Annotated in this window: 22 protein-coding genes; 7 read left to right on the top strand and 15 right to left on the bottom strand. The window is 60.5% G+C overall.

Annotation, left to right across the window (positions count from 1 at the left end):
- Positions 1 to 56 precede the first annotated feature (56 nt).
- Positions 57 to 1,466 carry an amidase gene (locus Q4481_RS04025; protein ID WP_304375002.1) on the bottom strand — a complete coding sequence of 470 codons (1,410 nt, stop codon included), beginning with the start codon at positions 1,464 to 1,466 and terminating at the stop codon, positions 57 to 59.
- A 291-nt stretch (positions 1,467 to 1,757) separates the two neighbouring features.
- Here Q4481_RS04025 and Q4481_RS04020 point away from each other — a divergent pair, with 291 nt between their 5' ends.
- Positions 1,758 to 2,381 carry an EF-hand domain-containing protein gene (locus tag Q4481_RS04020; RefSeq protein ID WP_304375001.1) on the top strand — a complete coding sequence of 208 codons (624 nt, stop codon included), beginning with the start codon at positions 1,758 to 1,760 and terminating at the stop codon, positions 2,379 to 2,381.
- A 79-nt stretch (positions 2,382 to 2,460) separates the two neighbouring features.
- On the opposite strand, the gene Q4481_RS04015 is transcribed toward Q4481_RS04020, so the two are convergent.
- Positions 2,461 to 3,120 carry a TetR/AcrR family transcriptional regulator gene (locus Q4481_RS04015; protein ID WP_304375000.1) on the bottom strand — a complete coding sequence of 220 codons (660 nt, stop codon included), beginning with the start codon at positions 3,118 to 3,120 and terminating at the stop codon, positions 2,461 to 2,463.
- Between the two features lie 164 nt (positions 3,121 to 3,284).
- Between Q4481_RS04015 and Q4481_RS04010 the strand changes: the two genes are divergently transcribed.
- The 5 genes from Q4481_RS04010 (at position 3,285) to fghA (ending at position 9,643) form a co-directional block, all read left to right on the top strand.
- A complete protein-coding gene (locus Q4481_RS04010) occupies positions 3,285 to 4,907 on the top strand; it encodes an FMN-binding glutamate synthase family protein (RefSeq protein WP_304374999.1) in 1,623 nt (540 codons plus the stop codon).
- A gap of 122 nt (positions 4,908 to 5,029) precedes the next feature.
- On the top strand, positions 5,030 to 6,427 hold the full coding sequence (locus tag Q4481_RS04005) for a DegQ family serine endoprotease (RefSeq protein WP_304374998.1): 1,398 nt from the start codon (positions 5,030 to 5,032) through the stop codon (positions 6,425 to 6,427).
- Complete coding sequence (locus Q4481_RS04000) at positions 6,424 to 7,731, top strand: replication-associated recombination protein A (protein ID WP_304374997.1); 1,308 nt, start codon at positions 6,424 to 6,426, stop codon at positions 7,729 to 7,731. Before Q4481_RS04005 ends, Q4481_RS04000 begins: the two co-directional genes overlap by 4 nt.
- Complete coding sequence (locus Q4481_RS03995) at positions 7,728 to 8,798, top strand: hypothetical protein (RefSeq protein ID WP_304374995.1); 1,071 nt, start codon at positions 7,728 to 7,730, stop codon at positions 8,796 to 8,798. Before Q4481_RS04000 ends, Q4481_RS03995 begins: the two co-directional genes overlap by 4 nt.
- Before the next feature lie 11 nt (positions 8,799 to 8,809).
- Positions 8,810 to 9,643: an S-formylglutathione hydrolase gene (gene fghA, locus Q4481_RS03990; protein WP_304374994.1), complete on the top strand. Its 834-nt coding sequence runs from the start codon at positions 8,810 to 8,812 to the stop codon at positions 9,641 to 9,643.
- A 51-nt stretch (positions 9,644 to 9,694) separates the two neighbouring features.
- Here fghA and Q4481_RS03985 read toward each other — a convergent pair whose 3' ends face one another.
- From Q4481_RS03985 to Q4481_RS03925, 13 genes are all read right to left on the bottom strand, one after another.
- Positions 9,695 to 10,522: a hypothetical protein gene (locus Q4481_RS03985; protein WP_304374993.1), complete on the bottom strand. Its 828-nt coding sequence runs from the start codon at positions 10,520 to 10,522 to the stop codon at positions 9,695 to 9,697.
- An 89-nt stretch (positions 10,523 to 10,611) separates the two neighbouring features.
- Positions 10,612 to 11,799, bottom strand: coding sequence for a GH12 family glycosyl hydrolase domain-containing protein (locus tag Q4481_RS03980; protein ID WP_304374992.1), 1,188 nt, complete (start codon positions 11,797 to 11,799; stop codon positions 10,612 to 10,614).
- Positions 11,800 to 11,862: 63 nt separating this feature from the next.
- Positions 11,863 to 12,657 carry an ATP12 family chaperone protein gene (locus Q4481_RS03975; RefSeq protein ID WP_304374991.1) on the bottom strand — a complete coding sequence of 265 codons (795 nt, stop codon included), beginning with the start codon at positions 12,655 to 12,657 and terminating at the stop codon, positions 11,863 to 11,865.
- A gap of 72 nt (positions 12,658 to 12,729) precedes the next feature.
- Entirely contained in the window at positions 12,730 to 13,383 is a 654-nt protein-coding gene (locus tag Q4481_RS03970; RefSeq protein WP_304374990.1) for an HAD-IA family hydrolase, read from the bottom strand.
- Complete coding sequence (locus tag Q4481_RS03965; protein WP_304374989.1) at positions 13,380 to 13,595, bottom strand: hypothetical protein; 216 nt, start codon at positions 13,593 to 13,595, stop codon at positions 13,380 to 13,382. Before Q4481_RS03965 ends, Q4481_RS03970 begins: the two co-directional genes overlap by 4 nt.
- A 2-nt stretch (positions 13,596 to 13,597) precedes the next feature.
- Entirely contained in the window at positions 13,598 to 14,590 is a 993-nt protein-coding gene (locus Q4481_RS03960) for an RluA family pseudouridine synthase (RefSeq protein ID WP_304374988.1), read from the bottom strand.
- 25 nt (positions 14,591 to 14,615) lie between these two features.
- Complete coding sequence (gene crcB, locus Q4481_RS03955) at positions 14,616 to 14,993, bottom strand: fluoride efflux transporter CrcB (protein ID WP_304374987.1); 378 nt, start codon at positions 14,991 to 14,993, stop codon at positions 14,616 to 14,618.
- A 48-nt stretch (positions 14,994 to 15,041) separates the two neighbouring features.
- Entirely contained in the window at positions 15,042 to 15,497 is a 456-nt protein-coding gene (locus Q4481_RS03950; RefSeq protein ID WP_304374985.1) for a YaiI/YqxD family protein, read from the bottom strand.
- A 14-nt stretch (positions 15,498 to 15,511) separates the two neighbouring features.
- Entirely contained in the window at positions 15,512 to 15,916 is a 405-nt protein-coding gene (locus tag Q4481_RS03945) for a hypothetical protein (protein ID WP_304374984.1), read from the bottom strand.
- 31 nt (positions 15,917 to 15,947) lie between these two features.
- Positions 15,948 to 16,895, bottom strand: a complete 948-nt coding sequence (locus Q4481_RS03940) for a catalase family protein (protein WP_304374983.1) — start codon at positions 16,893 to 16,895, stop codon at positions 15,948 to 15,950.
- Positions 16,896 to 16,988: 93 nt separating this feature from the next.
- Entirely contained in the window at positions 16,989 to 17,459 is a 471-nt protein-coding gene (locus Q4481_RS03935) for a hypothetical protein (protein WP_304374982.1), read from the bottom strand.
- 73 nt (positions 17,460 to 17,532) lie between these two features.
- The gene (locus Q4481_RS03930) at positions 17,533 to 18,531 is read right to left on the bottom strand and encodes a P1 family peptidase (RefSeq protein ID WP_304374981.1); all 999 of its coding nucleotides are present in this window, start codon (positions 18,529 to 18,531) and stop codon (positions 17,533 to 17,535) included.
- Positions 18,532 to 18,627: 96 nt separating this feature from the next.
- A complete protein-coding gene (locus Q4481_RS03925) occupies positions 18,628 to 19,731 on the bottom strand; it encodes a branched-chain amino acid ABC transporter substrate-binding protein (protein WP_304374979.1) in 1,104 nt (367 codons plus the stop codon).
- Positions 19,732 to 19,840: 109 nt separating this feature from the next.
- On the opposite strand from Q4481_RS03925, the gene Q4481_RS03920 reads away from it, so the two are divergent.
- Positions 19,841 to 20,335: a flavin reductase gene (locus Q4481_RS03920; RefSeq protein ID WP_304374978.1), complete on the top strand. Its 495-nt coding sequence runs from the start codon at positions 19,841 to 19,843 to the stop codon at positions 20,333 to 20,335.
- The last annotated feature ends 18 nt before the right edge of the window (positions 20,336 to 20,353 follow it).

Genomic DNA, 20,353 nt, shown 5'->3' with positions numbered 1-20,353 from the left:
CCTACACCCTCTAGTCACTAGAGAGACAAGGCGAAAAATGCTGCGAGGCGATTTTTTCAGAGAGCGGGTTTGCGATCAAGCCAGCCGCTGGCCGTTTCATAGGCCTTGGCAAGCGCCAGCAACTGTCGGTCGCCCTGCGGTCGGCCGATGATCTGGATACCGGTCGGGCGGTGATCGGCAGAGAAACCGGCGGGCATGGCGGCGACCGGAAGGCCTGCCATGGTCGGGCCGATCACCACCTCCATCCAGCGGTGATAGGTATCCATGCTGCGGCCATCGATCCATTCCGGCCAGTGCCATTCGGCGGGAAAGGGGAAGACCTGCGTGGTTGGAAGGATCAGCGCATCGTATCGTTCGAATAGTTCCAGCATGCGGCGGTACCAGTCGCTGCGCGTCATCGACGCGTCATAGAAGTCCGCGGCCGAGAGTGCCTGGCCATTCTCGATTTCCCAGACCAGCTCCGGCTTCATCAGCGCTCGACGCGCCGGATCAGCATAGTCGTTTGCCTGACCGCCGGCCACCAGCGCATGGCGCAGCACCTTCCAGGCGCGCCAGAGGCGATCCATGTCGAAACCGATCGCGACATCCTCGACCTCCATTCCAAGCTGACGGAAGGTTTCGAGGCTTTGGCGGCAGAGATCCAGAACACCGGGTTCGAACGGCAGGTAGCCATTATAGTCGCCGAGCCAGCCGATCCTGAGCGGCAGCGCGAGATAATCCGGAGCCGAGGCTTGCGGCGACCAGGAGAAAGGATCGCGCGGGTCGCGACCGGACTGGATGGCGAGCAGCATCTCGACATCGGCGACCGACTGGCCCATTGGCCCGTTGACCGCAAGGGTGCCGAGGAAGAGTTCGTTGGACAATGACGGAACGAGACCGTAACTCGGCCGGTAGCCGACGATGTTGGTGAAGGCGGCGGGATTGCGGAGCGACCCCATCATGTCGCTGCCATCGGCGAGCGGAACCAGCCGCGCGGCAAGCGCCGCTGCCGCGCCGCCGCTCGACCCGCCGACGGTGAACGCGGTGTTCCATGGATTGCGGGTGACGCCGAAAACCTCGTTATAGGTCTGCGAGCCGAGGCCCATTTCAGGAGCATTGGTCTTGCCGATCAGAATGGCGCCGGCGGCGCGAATGCGGGCGACGTGGATATCGTCGTAATCGGGCAGAAAGCCGGCATGAATGCGCGAGCCATAGGAGCAGGGCAGGCCGGCGGCTTCCGAAAGATCCTTGATGGCAAAGGGAAAACCGTGCAGTGGCCCGCGCCAATGACCCTGGCGAAGATCCTGATCGGCGAGATCGGCATCGGCTAGAAGTTCCTGACGATCGCGGAGGCTGACAATGGCATTCAGCGTACCGTTCAGACGCTCGATCCTGTCCAGGAAATGGATCATCACATCGCAGCAGGACAGCCGCCGTGACCTGATCATTTCCGATAGCGCTGCCGCCGACAAATCATGAATGTCCATCGTCCGATCTCCTGTGTTGCCATTGGTAGGCCGATCGGCCGGGCAAGGCGAGCGGAAATTGCGGGAATTAAGAAACGAAAAGAAAAAATAATTCTATCAATTGGTATTATAGAAACATCATGGCCAATTATAGTTTCAATTATTGGAAAAATAAGCCAAAAATTTGGAAAAAATAAAACAAAAATTCAAATCGATTTTGACAATCTTCGGCAAATCAGCCTAGCGTTTACACGTCCCGGTCGGTGATGAGTCCGGTGACGCAAGCGGCAAACACTTTGAACGAGGACTCCCATGAGCACGACATCAAGCGTGTCCGGCAGCAATGCTGCCTATTACCAGATGCAGAAAAACATGTTCTCCAAGACGGATTCCGACAGTGACGGAAAGGTCACCGAAAGCGAATTCGTCTCGGCGCGGCCAAAAGAGATCAGTGAGGAACAGGCTTCCAAGCTTTACGCCTCGATTGATACCGAAGGAACCGGTTCGATCAGTTTCGACCAGTTTTCGAGTGCGGTCGATCAGGCGCCGGAAAGCCGGATGTCATCGCAGGCGATGGATGTCCTGATGCAGATGAACGGTCAGAGCGGCATGATGCCGCCGCCGCCGTCCGGTGGCGCCGGCGGTGGTGGCGCCAGCGAAGAGGAGGTCGCCGAGATCTTCGATTCGCTCGATACCAACCAGGATGGCACTGTTTCGCAGGATGAGTTCCTGGCTGCGATGCCGGAAGACGTTACCGAGGAACAGGCGACGGCCTTCTTCGAATCGATGGATACGGAAGGCACAGGCTCCATCACCGAGGAACAGCTGGCGGCCGGCATGTCTCAGCCGCCGATGGGACCGCCTCCAGGCGCACCGCCCATGGGGCAGTATGATGACCTGACAGCTGAGGCCGAAGAAAGCACGGCGAGCGTCTGAACATCTGCGGGGACGGCCTTGTCGTCCCCGCATTCCAGTCCCGATGGTTTCCCGTTGTTTGTTCCGGGAGATCTGGCTTTCAGTGGCCCCTGACGAAAACATCGATGCAGGCGCGCATATAGGCGGAGCGATTTTCATCTCCGGGCCATTCAGTGCCCTGGCCCGTCTTGAAGGAGGCTGCGCCGAAAACCATATCCATCAGCATCTTGGCTGCCCGATCCCGGTCCGGCAAGTTCAATGTGCCTGCCTGATGGCAGCGCTCGAACCAGGCTGTCAGAGCAGCTTTCGAGCGCATGGCGCCCTGGCGCTTGATAATTGTACCAAGTTCCGGGAATTGGCGGACGTCACTCATGCAAATGTCGAGGAAACCCACGCGCATTCGCTCTTCTTCTGGCGAAAGATCGGTCCGGAAGATCCGATAGAGCATTTCGGCAGGCGGTTCTGTTGGAAGATCGTCGGGAACATCGATCATCAGCTTGCCATGCTCTGTCACCAGAATGGCAAAGAGTTCCTGCTTGCTTGGCACCAATCGATAGAGGGTTCGTTTGGAGATTCCGCAATCCAATGCGATATCATCCATATGGGTGCCGCCATATCCGTTCTTCAGAACACGTCCGAAGGCGGCGTTGATGATGATGGCAAGGATCTGCTCGTCCGTGCGCAGTTTGGGACGGCCGCGTCGGCGCGGTGTCTTCGGCAACTCCTCTGTCTGAGGAGTGGAGATGTCATTCATGATCATTAAGGTCGTGCCCTTCATGGACCGGCTTGAATGATGTCAATTTAGCGGAAACCCGCAAATTTTGGGTTTATGTTGCGTAAAGTTATGTAAATGTCCCCGGGAGATGTCACCCTCACGCAATCTTCGGCCTCTAAGGAATGTTTGCGATATTGCTGGGGCCAAACATGCAAAACATCCGGGTTTTTCTGACGGCGCGTTACCTGCCGATGACGATTTCGATCATCCTGGCAGTCCTTCTGGCCATTCTCATCGTATTTGACAGGGCGCTTTATGGTTTCCTGATCGTCCCTTTCTTCATCGCTGCTTTCCTGACGGCCGTCGGGATTCACGATCTTCTGCAAAAGCGCCATTCGATCCTGCGGAACTATCCGATCGCCGGTCATGCCCGCTTCATCATGGAGGATCTGCGGCCGAAGATCCGGCAGTATTTTTTCGAAGGGGAAAAGGATGGGCGGCCCTTTCCGCGTGACAAGCGTTCGCTTGCCTATCAGCGCGCCAAGGGCCAGCTCGACAAGCGGCCGTTCGGGACCGAGTATGATGTCTATGAGCCGCGCTATGAATGGATTTCGCATTCGCTGGCGCCGACCCGTCTCGAAAGCCACGATTTCCGGGTTCGCGTGGGCGGGCCCGATTGCACCAAGCCCTACGACGCTTCGGTTCTGAATATTTCCGCCATGAGCTTCGGCTCGCTGTCGGCCGCAGCCATCCGGGCCCTCAATCGCGGTGCCGTCATGGGCGGCTTCTATCACGACACGGGCGAGGGCGGTCTATCGCCCTACCACCGCGAAAATGGCGGCGATATCGTTTGGGAAATCGGTTCGGGCTATTTCGGCTGTCGTCATCCGGACGGTTCGTTCTCGCCGGAGCGCTTTGCCGAAACGGCTGCGTTCGACCAGATCAAGATGATCGAGATCAAGCTTAGCCAGGGAGCCAAGCCCGGCCATGGCGGTGTGCTGCCGGCCGCCAAGATTTCCGAGGAAGTGTCGCGCATCCGGGGTATTCCGATGGGCAAGGACTGTGTTTCGCCTGCCGCCCATCCGGCTTTTTCCACGCCGCTTGAACTGATGGCCTTCATTGCCCAGCTGCGGCGCCTGTCCGAAGGCAAGCCGGTCGGCTTCAAACTCTGTATCGGCCATGCGCATGAGTTTCTTGCGATCGTCAAAGCGATGCTCGAAACCGGCATCACGCCCGATTTCATTGTCGTCGACGGCAAGGAGGGCGGAACCGGGGCGGCACCATCCGAATATATCGATCATATCGGCATGCCGCTGCGCGAGGGACTGGCCTTCGTGCACAATGCTCTGGTGGGCGCCGGCCTGCGCGAGAAAATCCGCATCGGCGCCTCCGGCATGATCATTTCGGCCTTCGACATGGCGCGTGTGATGGCGCTCGGAGCCGACTGGTGCAACATGGCGCGCGGCTTCATGTTTGCGATCGGCTGCATCCAGTCCCAGGCCTGCCATACCGATCTTTGCCCGGTCGGCGTGGCGACGCAGGACCCTGATCGGCAGAAGGCGCTGGTGGTGCCAGACAAGGCAACGCGGGTGGCGCAATTTCATGCCAAGACCTTGGAAGCGCTCGCCGAAGTGGTTGCGGGCTGCGGGCTTCATCATCCGTCCGAATTCCGGCCTTTCCATTTCCACAAGCGGATCAACCACAGTCAGGTCACCACCTTCACCCATCTCTATCCGCCGCTCAGGCCGGGTGAACTGCTCGAAGGCACCGATGATGTGCGGTTCCGCATTCCCTGGCAGATCGCACAGGCCGACACGTTCAAGGCGGCGTGACCGCAATTTCGACGCATCTGTCGGTTGGAACCGCCCTTGTCGAACGTTATCGGCATGCCCACCTCTTTCCATTGCTGGACGGATGGTGGAAAACTGCCCAGCAATCGAGATGAGGGAATCACATGGTCATCCGACTTCTTTCCGCCCTTGGTCTGGCGTTTGGCCTCGCGATAGGCCCGCTTCATGCCGAAGAAGCCAAAATGGTGCCGGAAAGCCGCCTCGAAATGCAGCTTTCGTTTGCGCCGCTGGTCAGGCAGAGCGCGCCCTCCGTGGTCAATGTCTATGCCGACAAGCAGGTCTCCCGGCAGTCGATGTTCTCCGGCGATCCGTTTTTCGAGGAGTTTTTCGGCCAGCAGATGCCGAACCGTTCGGAAAAGCAGTCATCGTTGGGCTCTGGCGTCATCATTGATGCCAAAGGCCTGATCATCACCAACAACCATGTGATCGCCGGGGCCGACGACATCAAGGTCGCGCTCTCGGACGGCCATGAATTCGCCGCCCGGATCGTTCTGAAGGACGAAAGGCTCGATCTTGCCGTTCTGTCGATCGATCCGCGCGGAATCGAACTCACGGCCATGCCGGTTGGCGATTCCGATCATGTCGAGGTCGGCGATCTCGTGCTGGCGATCGGCAATCCGTTCGGCGTCGGCCAGACGGTGACCTCGGGCATTGTCTCGGCGCTCGCCCGCAACAAGGTCGGCGAGGGCGATTTTTCCTTCTTCATCCAGACCGATGCCTCGATCAATCCCGGCAATTCCGGCGGCGCGCTCGTCAACATGAAGGGTGAACTGGTGGGCATCAATACCGCGATCGTGTCGCGCAGCGGTGGCTCGATCGGCATCGGCTTTGCCATTCCGGCCAATCTGGTGAAAGTGTTCATCGCTGCGGCCGAAGGTGGCCAGCCCGGCTTCACGCGCCCCTATATCGGTGCGTCCTTCGATCCGGTGACGTCCGACATGGCCGAGGCGCTGGGGCTCAAGGTGGCGCGCGGTGCGTTGGTGACCCGGGTGGTCGAGGGCGGTCCGGCGGACAAGGCCGGCTTGCGCTCGGGCGAAGTGATCCTGGCCGTCAACGGTCATCCGGTCGAGCATCCCGATGCGCTGGGCTACCGGCTCACGACTGCCGGGCTGGGTTCGACCGTTACGCTTCTGATCTCCAACAATGGCAAGGAAAGCGAGATTTCGCTGACGCTCGAGCAGGCGCCGGAAACCACGCCGAAGGATGAGCGGCTGATCGACGGTCGCAATCCGTTTGCCGGTGCGCTCGTCGCCAATCTTTCGCCGCGGCTGGCCGAGAGCCTGCAGATGCCGCCGGAAGCCCAGGGCGTGGTGATCGAGGAGATCAGCCGTGGTTCGCCCGCCGCAAGGCTTGGTTTCGAGCCCCGCGACATCATCATCAACGTCAATGGTACGGCGATCGCATCGACCGAAGCGCTCGAGGAGGTGATCCAGCAGGATCCCAGCTTCTGGCGGGTCGAGATCGAGCGCGATGGCCAGCGGATCCGGCAATTCATCCGATGAGTGATCTTTTCGCAGGCGGCGGCCTGCCCGACAAGCAGAGGCCGCTCGCCGATCGCCTGCGCCCGCAAACGCTCGATGAAGTCTGCGGGCAGGAGCATCTGACCGGACCGGATGGGGCGCTGAGTCGCATGATCGCGTCCGGTTCGCTCGGATCGATGATCTTCTGGGGACCGCCCGGCACCGGCAAAACGACCGTTGCGCGCTTGCTCAGCCATGAGACCAACCTGCATTTCGAGCAGATCTCGGCCATCTTTTCCGGCGTGGCGGATCTCAAGAAAGTGTTCGATTCCGCCCGCATCCGCCGTACGAACGGCCGCCAGACCCTGCTGTTCGTCGACGAGATTCATCGTTTCAACCGGTCGCAGCAGGACAGTTTCCTGCCGGTGATGGAGGATGGGACGATCATCCTCGTTGGCGCGACGACCGAAAATCCGTCCTTCGAACTCAATGCCGCACTTTTGTCGCGGGCGCGTGTGCTGACCTTCAAGTCCCATGGACCCGACAGTATCGAGGAGCTTCTGAAGCGCGCCGAAGCCGCGATGGAGAAACCACTGCCGCTCGACGAAGCAGCAAGGGCGAGCCTGATCGGCATGGCCGATGGTGATGGACGGGCGGCGCTTACGCTTGCCGAGGAAGTGTGGCGTGCGGCGCGCGCGGGCGAGGTTTTCGACACCGACGGTCTGGTGCGCGTCGTGCAGCGACGGGCTCCGATCTACGACAAGGGCCAAGACGGACATTACAATCTGATCTCGGCGCTGCATAAATCGGTGCGCGGTTCCGACCCCGATGCGGCGCTCTACTATTTTGCCCGCATGGTCGATGCCGGCGAAGATCCGCTCTTTCTCGGCCGCCGTCTGGTGCGGATGGCGGTGGAAGATATCGGCCTTGCCGATCCGCAGGCGCTGGTGGTGGCCAATGCCGCCAAGGAGGCCTACGATTTCCTCGGCTCGCCTGAGGGCGAACTGGCGCTTGCCAATGCCGTCGTCTATCTCGCCACAGCACCGAAATCGAACGGGGTCTATGTCGCCTACAAGGCGGCGGTGAAGGCGGCGAAATTCCATGGCTCGCTGTTGCCGCCGAAGCATATTCTCAATGCTCCGACCAAGCTGATGGGCGAGGAAGGCTATGGCGACGGCTATCGCTATGACCATGACGAGCCGGATGCCTTTTCCGGGCAGGACTATTTTCCCGAACAGATGGGGCGCCGGCAATTCTACGATCCGCCGGAGCGCGGCTTCGAACGTGAAATCCGCAAGCGTCTCGACTGGTGGGCAAAGCTCCGGCGCGAAAGGAACCCGAAATGAGCCTTGTTCCGCCGCCTGTCACGGTCTGCATGCCGTCCAACCGCCGGCTTGCCGAGGCTGCCCTGTCGATCGACAGCGCCATCGCCTATGTCGAGGCGCGCGGCTATCATCTGGTTGTTTCCGACAATTCCGGTGATCCGGAGAAGGCCGCTCACTATCGGGACCGGTCGGACCACATGACCTATCTGGTCAATCCCGGTCTTGTGCCGACGGCAAACCTGATGGCGACGCTCGACGAGGCTCGGTCCGTGTTCGTTTTGCCGATGGGGGATGACGATCTTCTGTCCGCTGTCGCGGGTGAAACTCCGTTCGATTTTTCATCGGTCGGCGACGATGTGGTCGGCGTTCGTCCGGTCCTCGATGTCTGGGCCGCGGGCGAGGGTGTCCTCCGGCGTGATGTCTTTGCGATCGAAGGCGAGGGGCCGCTCGACCGTGTGCAGGACTATACAAGGAAGGCAACCGGCGACAATGTTCTCTATTATGCCATGTACCGGACGAAGCATTTCCGCGAGATCATCGATCTGATCGATCGCTTCCATCCGGCATCGCGGGGCGATCTCGACTGGGCCATTGTCTATTCGCTCTTGATGGCGGGGCGGGTGATGGTCGATCCGTCGACGATCTATCGTTACGATATCGGCCGCTGGCGCCGGACTGCGGGCATCGAGGCGGCGGTGAAGGGGTTCTATCGTGATGCGGGTTTTGGGGAAACTGCGCTTCCGTTCGCGCCGATGTTCCATTTCATGGATTGCTATGCGCTCTCGTTCCGTCCGTCGCTTGCCCTAGGCGAAGTGGCGCGGATCAAGGGGCTCTATGGTTTTGCCATGATCTATCTCGGCCCGCTTTTGCGCAGCTCCGAGCGTGAACCTTCGCGCTTTGCCGGCATGGAGCCCGCGCTTGCCGGTATCCGGGCAGCGCTCGCCCAACCGGACGACTATCTCACCAATGTCTATGAAGCCTGCGCCATCGCGAGCGAGCAATTGAAGCCCGATCTCGCGGCCGGTGCCATGCAATGGCTCGCTGCTGTTCACGATCCGGACAAGGCGCGCCGGACCATCCCTACCTGAAGGAGCCTATCTTGAACATCATTTCCGAAGTCACGTCGCACGGCGGCATGCAGGGTGTCTTTTCGCATGAGTCCGACGTGACCAAAACCACGATGACCTTCGCTGTTTTCGTGCCGCCGCAGGCAACCCGCGAACCGCGTCCGGTGCTCTGGTATTTGTCGGGCCTGACCTGCACCCATGCGAACGTGATGGAGAAGGGCGAATACCGGCGGCTTGCCGCCGAACTCGGCCTGATCGTGGTCTGCCCCGACACCAGCCCGCGTGGCGACGATGTGCCGGACGAGGCGACCAACTGGCAGATGGGCAAGGGCGCTGGCTTCTATCTCGATGCGACCGAGGCGCCCTGGGCCGAAAACTACCAGATGTACAGCTACGTGACGGAAGAGTTGCCGGCGCTGATCGCGAGCAAGTTCCGCGCCGACATGTCACGCCAGGGCATCTTCGGCCATTCGATGGGCGGTCATGGTGCCATGACGATCGCGCTCAAGCATCCGGACCGTTTCAAGAGCTGCTCGGCTTTCGCGCCGATCGTGGAACCGTCGACGGCCGACTGGTCGATGGGCGCGTTCGAAAAATATCTGGGATCGGACAAGTCCGCCTGGCGGTCCTATGATGCAGTTGCGCTCGTAAAGGATGGTGCGCGGTTCCCGGAATTCCTGATCGATCAGGGTCTTGCCGACGGGTTCCTCCAAAATGGCCTACGCCCCTGGCTGTTCGAAGAGGCCGTCAAGGGCACCGGCATCGAGCTGACGCTCCGCAACCATCCGCGCTACGACCATTCCTACTATTTCATTTCCAGCTTCATGGACGATCATCTGCGCTGGCATGCCGAGCGCCTTGGATAAGACAAAAAAGCCCGGGTCTCCCCGGGCTTTTGCAACATTATCAGAAGCTTGTCAGCATTTCTTCTCAAGTGTTTCGACGCAGGGTTCGTCCGCTGCAGGTGCAACATCTGCAGGCTTCTTTTCCGGTGTGGATTCAGTGGCAGGCTTCGGCATGATCACCACTTTGGCCTTGGCACCGCTTTCGAGCGCATTTTCCTCGCTTGCCTTCGGCTGTTCGGCCTTCTTCTCGACCGGCGCTATGGCAGCCGGTTCTTTTGCGGGCTCGACCTTGGTGCGCGAATTCAGCATCGGGTCCTTGTCGGCACCGATCACCGGAGCCGTCTTGAGCGGAACGACGACAGGCTTGGCTTCCGGTTCGATATCGATCTTGTCGGACCGCATGCGGGTCGAGAGGACAGGCGCGGGCTCTGTTGCCAGGGTCCGGATCGGCGCGATCGCCAGCTTGTATTCCATGCGCAGACGCGAGGCGATCGCATCAGCAAGGGCGATGTCTGCCGAACGCAGATTGTTGGCAAAACCGAAGATCTGGAAGTTGCGGACCTCAACCGGATGGCCGGATGTGACTTCCGACAGCATGACGCTGACTTCCGACTGGCCACGGACGCCATCGATGCCCTGGGCGAGTGTGGTTCCGACGATGCGGACCGTCATGACGACGCGCGGCAGGGGAACCGGACGGACCGTTGCTGCGATCGCCTGATCCATCTGGGACTTGATACCGGTGAGAAGCTTGTGGCTGACGCCGCCATTGGCAGTCACGGTAACGTCGCGAATGTCGTAGACTTCCAGCGCGACCATGCGCTTCGGTTTTGCTGCACAGGCCGCAAGCGACAGGGCGAGCATGCAGAAAAGCACAACGCGCGTGACAAGGCGTAGCATTCGCGAATCCCCAATTAGTAATCCCTCAACAAAGATTACCAATTATGGTTAGCGAACCGTTAAGCGGAGCCGGTCGCGGCAAGATTTCGCTAAAGAATGTCGAAGGCGGAAGCAGAAAGTTTGGCGTTGTTTTCGAAAACCGCGATCAGTTCGGCAGAATGGGCGCCTGCAGATCCATCGGCATCATAGAACAATTTGCCGCTTTCCCGGTTGTAGAGCAGATGGGTTTCTTCAAGAAACGCGCTGCCGGTGCGGAATTCCGCCGCATCGACTTTGCCATCAGAAAATGCAGCAAATACACGCTTTGAAAGTGAAATACTGTCAGTGCCTGACTGGAAGTCGGTGATCCTGTCGGCGTCCGCACCGCTCTCGCGGAAGAGGAACGTGTCGGCACCGGCGCCACCCGTCAGCGTATCGCCGCCCTTGCCACCCGACAGAAGGTCGTTGCCCGCCCGTCCGAGCAATGTGTCGTTTCCCGCCAGTCCATAAAGACGATCGCGATTGGCGGTGCCGACGAGGCGATCAGCGCCTGAACCCGCATCATAGGTCTCGAACCTGTGTGTCAGGGAATGGATATCGAGCCGGCCCTTGCCGCCATTGATTTCGGCACCGATTTCGTAGCCGGTCACATAGTCCTTTTCCGAAACGAGGCCACGACGGATGGCTTCTGTGAGAATGTCGCGCATATCGAATGTGGCGTCGGGCGCATCCTTGTCGGCGACGAAGGCGATATAGCGCCATGTGTGCGCGCTGCCGCCGCTGGAATCGCCGAAATCGTCGTAGGTGTAGATCTTGTAGTTGATGCCGCCATCGCTGAACCGGCCGACATAGGCATCATCGCCGAACTGGCCGAGGCCGCCCTTGTGGGCCCAGACCATCAGCTCGGTGGTGATGGCGTTTTCGCCGCCCAGGGGCTTGTCAGTGAGCCAGAGATCATAGGCGACATTGAAGAGCTTCGTCTGGCCCGAAATGGTGAAATCGTGGCTGACGTCGAAGCTGCGGATATCGGAGATCCTTGAATTGAACGTGTCTGTGCCCGACTTGCCCCAGGGTTTGTAACCGACAATCACTTCCGGATAGGCGAGCACATGACCCTTGTCGCTGCCCCAGTCCCATTTGAACGTTATGTTGGCGGAGAGATCGTTCGGATCGTAGAGGACGGACTGGGTATAGTCGGTGCCCTGAACGAGATCGCCCTTGTTCCAGACATTGTTGACGAGCTCGTAATCACCGAGCCGCACGCTGTCCCAGTCGTTGGCAAGTGTCTTGCGCGCCATGATCCCTGACTTTGCCGAAAAACCGAATTCGGCCCAGACAAGACTGCAAATGTTAAGGCGGGATTAACAGCGCCCCGTAATCGCCTCAAAGAGACGGGCGGCGGCGGAAAATTCCGTCCAGCGGGCTGCGCGGCGCGCTTCTGCCTCGGCATCGGTCCCCCAGAGATCGATCTGGTAATCCTCATCGACATGGGCTGCCTTCCAGGCCTCTTCTGCCGTCAGACGACCATGGGCATAGGCCGTGGCGAGGATGGCGGAACCCATCAGCGTCGTCATCGTGTGCAGGCAGGCAAGCCGGAACGCTTCCTTGTGCTCGGCCAGGGCGGCCTCGGTGGCGGAAAGCGCCTGCACCGGCTGTTCGTGATGCATGATGCCGGCGACGAGGATGAAGCGGGCGCCCAGCGTCTCGGCAGCCCAGCGGACGACCGGGTCCCAGACCTCGTTCTGGCGGTTCACCAGGTTTTCGGGATCGTCGGCGCGGTAGCAGAGGAGATCGGTGCCGGCGAATTTCAGCATGTCGTCGAAGACGGCGTCCACTTCGTTGGCGATGCCGTCAATGGCAGTGTTGGCGAGTCGTGTCAGCGGCATCTTGCCGGGGTTGATCTCGGTTTCCTGCGCCTGCCACTCGGCTGCGACCAGTTCAGCAGCGCGGACTGTCGGCAACGACAGCTTGTTCTTACCGGGCGTCTTGACCGGGCGACCGTCGAGAAGCACGGCGAACTCGCCGTCGATCTCGGATATCGAGACATCCTTGTAGAAGCGCTTCGGCAGCGGTTGCTTCATCTGGATCTGGGCCCGGCGGGTGGGATCCGGGTCCGACAGGGTCGGGGCTGAAAGGTCGCTGAAAATATCGCGCATGATGCACTCCGAACGTCCGATGGGGCGTTACACCCCGAATGTGTTTATGCCGTTTCTTGCGGTCTCTTGCCGTCAATCGATATGGGCGAGGATTTCCTCGGCCCGGTCGACCACCGCAAAGGCTCCGGCGGCCAGAAGATCCTGCGGCGCGCCATAGCCCCAGGATACACCGAGCGAGCGGGCACCGGCCGATTTCGCCATCATCATGTCATAGATCGCATCGCCGATCACCAGCGTGTCGGCCGGATCGATGCCGGCATCGGCGCAGCATTCGAGCACCATGGCCGGATGCGGCTTCGACGGGCAATCATCGGCCGTGCGCGACACGAAGAAGGTCTTTTCGAAGCCGTGGGTTTCCGAGATCAGCTTCAGCCCCTTGCGCGACTTGCCGGTAACGGCGCCGATCAGCAGATCCTCGCGGCTAGAAAGCGTTGCCATCATCTCGCCAATGCCGGCAAAGAGCGGTTCCTGGAAACCGGGCTCGGCGCGCACCGGACCATAGATTTCCTTGTAATGCAGCACCATGGCGTTGATTTCATCGCTAATTGTCTCGCGGCAGAGCATGCGGGCAATCGCGGTGTCGAGCGTCAGGCCGATGATCGATTTGGTCGAGGCATAGGCGGGCCGCTCATAGCCGAAATGGACGAAGGTCCGTGCCATGACCTCGTGAATGAGGCCGCCCGAATCGACTAGAGTGCCATCGCAATCGAAGAGGACGAGTTTCACGATTTTGGTCCATCCTGCTTTTCGAGCAGAGCCTTGTTTATCGCGATCAGCTCTCGGAGAAGTTCGTTGTTCTCTCGAATGACATCCGTGTTTTCCCTGCCGATTGTCATCATGTCGCGCGAGGGGCTGCGAAACATTCGGTAGAGTACGACCAGGAGATAGACCAGGAAGACGCAAAGCAAGGGCGGCAGGATCAAGTCCAGAAAGGTCATCATCATTCCTCGAAATCTCCGCCGCTTCCTTCCTCAAATCCGAGCAGGTTCCATGTCTGCACCATATGCGGAGGAAGGGGAGCCGTGACCCTGAGCCGGCCACCATCCGGATGCGGCACATCGATGTGGCGGGCGTGCAGGTGCAGCTTGTTCTGCATGCCGCCGGGGAAATCCCAGCCCTGTTCGGCCTCGAAATATTTCGGATCGCCGATGATCGGATGGCCGATATGGGCGGCATGGACGCGCAGCTGGTGGGTGCGGCCGGTATAGGGCTCCATTTCCAGCCAGGCGAGGCGCTGGGCGGCCTGTTCGATGACGCGGAAATAGGAGACGGCGTGATCGGCACCATCTTCGCCATGTTTGGCCACACGCATGCGGTCGCCGTCCGGGGTCTGTTCCTTGACGAGCCAGGTCGAGATCTTGCCTTCGGCCGGACGCGGTACGCCCTTGACGAGTGCCCAGTAGGTTTTCTTGGTGTCGCGTTCGCGGAAAGCGCCGGTCAGGGCCTGGGCGGCGCCGCGGGTGCGGGCAATGACCAATACGCCGGTCGTGTCGCGGTCGAGACGATGGCAAAGCCGCGGCTTCTCGCCCTTCGGGCTCGTCCAGGCTTCCAGCATCTTGTCGATGTTGCGCACGACGCCGGAGCCGCCCTGAACCGGCAGGCCATGCGGCTTGTTGAGCACGATGACCTTCTTGTCTTCGTAAAGCACCATGCGCGACAAGAGTTCGTGATCGGAGGAATGGGACAGTTCCTTGCCGGACAGGGGCTTCTTCGAGGCTTTCTCGTCGACGCCGAGCGGGGGAATGCGCACCATCTGGCCGGGCTGGACGCGGGTATCGGATTTGGCGCGGCCGCCATCGACGCGGATCTGGCCCGAGCGCAGCAGTTTCTGCAGGGCGCCGAAGCCGAGGCCCGGATAATGAACCTTGAACCAGCGGTCGAGCCGCATGCCCGCCTCTTCGGTCTCTACCTGCTTGTGATCTACGCCTGCCATCGTTCTCTTTCCTTTTGCGCAGGCTTTAGAGCAAAGCGCGGCCCAATGCCAGCCCTGCGAAGACGGCACCAAGCCCGATGATGATGGTGGCGGCCAGATAAGCGAAGGCAAGCATGAGATCGCCACGTTCATAGAGGCTCGCGATATCGAGCGAGAAGGAGGAGAAGGTGGTGAAACCGCCCAGGATGCCTGTGACAATGAAGAGCCTGAGTTCCATCGAGGCGTTCAGACGGCGCGCGATCAGTTCGATAAGAAAGCCGATCGCAAAGGACCCAACCACATTGACCGCAAGCGTCGCCCAGGGAAAGCCGGGACCGAACAGGCGCAACGTGAGCGTTCCGGTCAGATGGCGGGCAACCGAACCGATTGCACCGCCAAGCGCGACGAGAAGAATGTTCTGCATGACCTAGCCCTGTTCCTCATCCGTTGTTGGTACCGTTCCCGACGGCCTTCAGGCGGATTTTGCCCGTCGACACAGCCGGTCGAGCGTTTCGAGAAAGGCCGAGCGATCACGCGGGCTGAAGGCGGCATTGTAGCCCTTGCTCTCGCCGGTTTCGCGCAGGTGCGCGCCGAGATCGCGCATGGCAGTCGCCATGCCGATGTTGGTCTTGTCGAACACCCGACCTGTCGGACCGGTGACATGCGCACCCTTGGCGACGCAGCGGCCGGCGAGCGGCACATCGGCGGTGATCACGACATCGTTTTCGCGCACTTCTTCGGCGATATGGTTGTCGGCGGCGTCAAACCCGCTCGAGACAATGACGTTGCGGACCATCGGATCGCGCGATGGCCTGAGGCCGGAATTGGCCACGAATGTCACCCGCACGCCGTGGCGCTCGGCGACTTTCAGGATTTCCGGTTTGACGGGGCAGGCATCGGCATCCACCCAGATTTCGAATACGGCCAATGCCTTTCCTTTCGTCAATCGGCGGGGGTCCAGTTTTCCGGCGCCGCCTTCTTCGAGCCGCCATAGGTCCACACACCCTGCCAGCTGCCATCCTCCTGCTGGAAATACATCGCCATGCCGAAGGAATTGCTGGAGATATAGCCGACCGAAATGGCGGTGTCATCTGGGCTCGCAGGCCCCATTTCGAAACGGTCGCCGTTGAATTTTGCCCCGAGCCCGGTGCCCACGAATTTGGTACCGGCGATCTCCCAGACAACGGTATAGGTCTCGCCGGTGCGGGAAACTTCGACCGTGCCGGTATATTCCTTGCCATCGTCGGGGTTGAGGCCGCGGACATTGTAGGTTCCCGACGGATCGGCCAGAGCCAAGCCGGGCAAAAGGGTGAAGGCGAGCATCGCAAGAGAGCGTTTTCTGCGCATGGTTTATCCTCCCAGGGATCGTTGGGCTCGTTCAGCCGAGCCGGGCTTTTTGGCTAATGTAATAGGCTGATTTCCGCGCCCGCATGATTTCTCCAAGCGGACGGTGGTCTTCGAGCCCACCCCAGGGATCGAATTTCAGGCTCTCGAGGTCGGGTCCGGCCTTGAGGAGCGTCAGGCGGCCAACCTCAATGAGGGGCGTCATGCCTTCATCCCAGACCTTGCGGTGGTCTTCGAGCGGTGTTGCGCTTTCATCGGTATAGAATTGCAGACAGAGACGATATTCGATCGGTCCGGCCTTCAATTTGGCCTCGATATCAGCGCCCGGATCCTTCGATGTCATGGCCGACGGCGATGTCGGAACTAGAAGCAGTTTGGCGGCATAGGGGCCGATACGGTGCGGCAGGACCGTGTTGAAGCGCTCGGCTGCAAATCCAGCAAAGGGTTTGCCGATCACTGCCGCGAGTGTCTTCAGCCGGCTGATGGTGGCTGCCAGACCATGGTTGAGAAACAGGGTCCAGATGGCGCTTGCCTGTCCGTGGGCGGCCAATGTGGCGAATTCCACGAATTCGTTGCTGTCCTTCGATGCGAAACTGTCGTGATTGATCAGGAGAAAATCCTGATGATCGGCGATGCCTCCGAGTGCGGCTTCCCCTTCGACATCAAGAATGCGCAGGGCAAATCCGCGAATATCGGGGCGGGTATTGGCCTGAATGTCGAAAGCGCCATTCGACAGCCGGACGAGGGCTCTCTTCGGACCAGGCGATGCAAATACGCCGTGGCGCGCATGCTCGGGAAGGTCGTGCGCGATATCGAGCCGTGCCTCGGCTGTCACGACCGGTTTGCGATGCAGGAACCGCCCCTTGCCGTAACGGGCATTCTTGAGCGCATGAGCGGCACGGATCGCTTTGCCCTGGCGCTGGAAGCGCTCCGCCTCGTTGACCGAGATCTGCTCTTTCCATTCTGTCGATGGTATTGCCATTGATCCCCTCCAGATGTTCTGCCCTAGCAATACATCGCTTTTGCGGGCCCGATAAGGGTCACTCAAGGCAGATGGTCGAAGCCGCCGTCATTTTTACGGTGACGGAGCATCCGGACCCGGCGCCGGGGCGATCTGGTCCTGTCCCTTCGGTCGGGTGAGCGCCTTTGTCGATGTCTTGTCCTCTTCGGACTGCCAGTTTTCCAACGCAGCGACCGAAGTTCCCTCATAGGCCCATATGCCGCGCCATTCGCCAGGCCGCACTTCGAAAAAGAGGGCAGTGCCGACATCCTTGCCGGCCCGATAGATGACCGACAGGACGCTGTCATGTTCGGACGCAGCTCCCAAAGCGGATGTATCGGTCTTTGCACCGACGGCGGTTCCGGTGAACCTTGTTCCTTCCACATTCCAGGTCACCGAATAGGTCGCGCCGGTGCGCTTCACCGACACGGTTCCTTCATAGGCATTGCTGCCGTCGAGATTGCTGCCGTGGACGGTGAACTTGCCGACCGGATCGGCGAATGCCGGGGCCGGCAGGAGGGCGAGGGCAAAGAGCAGACGGCGCATGGAACATCCTCGGTCAATATCTTGAACATGTCTGGCACATCTTGCCTGCGCCAGCCTCACGTCCGGTGTAAGGTCAAGTCCGCCAGCAGGGCAAGAGGTCGCCGAGCGCGGGAGTCGCATCATGGACGCCTCTGGCGATGGCGCGGGCCATCGTCGAACAGGCGGCAGCGGAAAGCGCGATGAATTCCTCGGCACTGATGGTCCGACCGGACCGGCCGGTAGCAAGCGCAAAGATGAGATCGCCATCCATTGGCGTATGCGAAGGCCAGAGCGCATGCGCAAAGCCGTCATGGGCTGCAATCGCCAGCCGCTTTGCTTCCGCCTTGGTCAGGATTGCGTCGGTCGCGATAACGGCAATCGTGGTGTTGCCGTCTGCCGGCTGGCCGAGATCGAGCTTGGTGCGGATGGCATCGGCCTCTGCCGGAACGCTTGCGGGAAAGCCGAGGCCGCCGAATTCATCGCCGATCTCGAAGCCGGCGGCACGAAAGTGGTGGGTGCCCGGCCAGGTGGCGCTGCCGAGCGCATTGACGGCGGCCAGCGCGCCGATGGTGATGCCGTTTTCCAGCACAGTCGAGGCGGAACCGAGGCCACCCTTGAGACCGGCGGTCAGCGCACCGGTACCGGCGCCATGGCTGCCGGTCGCGAAGGTTGCCGCTGCGGCCCGTGTCGCGGCATAGCCGAGTTCGCGATAGGGCGGGTAAAGGCCCCAATCCTTGTTGCCGCCATTCAAGAGATCGAAAAGGATCGCTGCCGGCACGATCGGCACCAGTGCGGGACCGACGGCAAAGCCGCGCCTCTGTTCGCGCAGTGCTGCCTGGACGCCTGAAGCCGCATCGAGGCCAAAAGCGGAGCCGCCTGACAGTACCACCGCATCGATTTCCTGCACGCTGTTGTGCGGTTCGAGCAGGTCGGTTTCGCGCGTACCCGGTGCACCGCCCATGACATGGACGGCAGCGGTGGCGGGCCGGTCGCAAAGGATGACGGTCACCCCCGATTTCAGGTGCGGATCTTCGGCATTGCCGACGCTCAGACCCGCGACATCGGTGATCAGGTTGCGTGGTCCGGTCTTCATACTTGGGCGCCTTTGTTGAGAAAATGATTCAGGAATGCGGCGAAGATGCCAAATCGATTCCGGTAACGTCGGCAAGCGCCTGCTGCGAAAGCGAAATCAGTTGCTGACCTTTGGCGATACGAAGGCTTTGCCATCCCATTCCAGAAGCTGGAAAGGGTTGGAGGCGAGTGCATGATCCTTGCCGAACATGATGCTGCCGAGGACCGTGTCGAACGGGGTGCCGACCATGGCATCGGCGAGGGGCGCACCGCTGCCATCGGCAATCTCGATCGCATCGATGAGAAGGCGGATCGCGGCATGAGCGGGAACGACATAACCTTCGGCAACGCGTCCCTCCTTTGCGAGCGCAAGCACAAGCGGCTGGGCCGATGCGATCGTTTCTGCCCCCGGTAGCGTGACCGCAAGCGTGCCCGACGTGAGCGGAACCGGCTGATCGGCGCCATTGACGGCATCGCCGCCGAGGAAGTGCATTCCGAGTTGGGCAGAGGCCGCATCGCGGGTGATGATGGCCATGTCATTGCGATCGCCGGCAACGAAGACATGGGTGACGCCGGCCTTTGCCAGACGCCGGACGAGCGGCATCTGGGTTTCCTGTGCCGCGCGATAGGTGTCGATGAACATTGGTTTCATCCCCTTCGCCTCAAGGCTTTCGCGCAGGGTTTCGACCGTCTCGCGGCTGAGGATCGAGCCATCATCGATGAGGGCAAACGGCTTGTCTTTCCAGAGCTTGAGTATCGTGTCCTCGATCAGCGCCATTTCCTGTTCCGGTCGCGGGGCGAGCCGGAAAAGTGGCCAGCCGTTCTTCAAGGCTTCCGCCATCAGCACCGGAGAACGCACCGACAGGGTGAGGGCGGGGATTTTTGCCTCCGCCAGCCGTGGCAGGGTGCCTTCGAGCGATTCGGTGCAGAGGAAGCCGATGGCAGCGCGGGCTCCGGCTTCGACGATCTTTTCGGCAATCGCCGGACCTGAGCCCGGTTCGCAAGTTTCCGCGATCTCAACCAGGGCAACATCTTTGCCGGCGGCGAGCCGGGCGCCGTCGCGGATCTGGTTGCCGAGAATGGCGAAGTTGCCGTCAGCCGGCGCGACGACGGCAATGATCTGCTGATCGGCAGCGGCAACCGGGCCGGCAAGGAGAAGGGCGGCGAGGAAGGCGCCGGCTGTGATCTGGGCTCGGGCCCTGAGAAAGCTTGTTCGGGTCAAATCGGTCCAGCCGGATACAGATATCGATAAAAAGAGCGCGAGGATGCGAGTCGGGTTTCGACTTTGTCAATCCTTGTCCTATATACAGCCAATCATGTTGAAGAGAAATATGACGGATATATCCGTGGCCGACAGCAAACTCTATCGCGATGCCATGGCGCGTTACGCGGGCCATGTGCAACTGGTGACGACCATGCTCGACGGGGTTCGTCGCGGCGTTGCCGTAACCGCAGCCTGCTCTGTCTCCGACAGCCCTCCAACTGTGCTGGTCTGCCTCAACCATAATAACGAGAAGAATAAGATCTTCTTCGACAGCGGCATCTTTGCGCTCAATTCGCTGGCTGCCCAGCACCAGCCGCTGAGCCATGCTTTCTCGGGCCTTGAGAATCTGACGATGGACGAGCGGTTCGCCAAGGGCAACTGGGACCAGCTGGTGACCGGCGCGCCGGCGCTTGTTGATGCCATTGCCACCCATGACTGCCGCATCGTCAAGCTCGTCCCGCACGCTTCCCATACGATCATGATCGGCGAAGTCGCAGCTTTGCGACTTGGCGGACCAGATCCGGCACTCGTCTATATGGACCGTTCCTACCGGACGCTGTAGGATCTCGCCGGGGGCAGC

The organism is Fluviirhizobium alvei (genome assembly GCF_030551875.1).
Classification (GTDB): domain Bacteria; phylum Pseudomonadota; class Alphaproteobacteria; order Rhizobiales; family Rhizobiaceae; genus Rhizobium_E; species Rhizobium_E alvei.
The sequence above is the reverse complement of the archived record's forward strand: the minus strand, read 5'-3'. Positions and strand labels throughout refer to the sequence as shown.